This window comes from Streptomyces sp. NTH33 (assembly GCF_003236365.1).
GTDB lineage: Bacteria > Actinomycetota > Actinomycetes > Streptomycetales > Streptomycetaceae > Streptomyces.
Map to the genome: position 1 here is coordinate 1 of NZ_POTZ01001071.1, position 623 is coordinate 623.

The 623-nt window shown below is 71.9% G+C and carries 1 pseudogene; it reads right to left on the reverse strand.

The features are described 5' to 3' along the window. Positions 1-607: pseudogene (locus C1I97_RS38510) on the reverse strand (ArgS-related anticodon-binding protein NrtL); the annotation flags it as partial. Positions 608-623: the final 16 nt, after the last annotated feature.

The window sequence follows — 623 nt, forward strand, 5'->3', positions numbered from 1 at the left end:
GGGGAAGGGGGTCGGCGGGAGCGGGAACGGGCCGGATGTCGACGCCGTCGCAGGACGTGTCACCGGAGGAATCGACCCGCACGCCGAGGACCTGCTCCCAGGCAGCCGGGAGGGGCCTCTCGCACCTGACGCTGACGGAGGCACCCTGGGCCCGGAGAAGACGACGAAGAACATCCGCGACGACGACGGCACGCACTTCGAGGGAACAGTGAAGCCGCACGACGGCCCCGACGGATCCCTCACTGCCCTCCGGAACAAACCCGTATTCCGCTTCCGCCCGCAGGATGCTGTCGACGAGCTGGACGAGGGCGGCGTCGGCGTCGGCATCGCGAAGGCTGATGTTGAGGAACCCGGGCCCGGTGACGGAGACGTCGTCGATGCCGTCGAGCCCGATGAGGTGGGTCCTGAGCACCTGGGCGACGCGGGGGGCGGACTGCCCGGCCGGCCGCGCGAGCTGGAGGGCGATGTTGGTCGCGTAGTCACCGCACCCGCCGGGCCGGGGCCGGGTGACCACGGCCCGCTCCGGCACGGTCACGTCCAGCTCCCCCACGTCGACAGCGCGACGGACCGCGCACAGCACGGTACGGGAGAGCTCCACGGGGGTCACGGGACAAGCGTAGGGG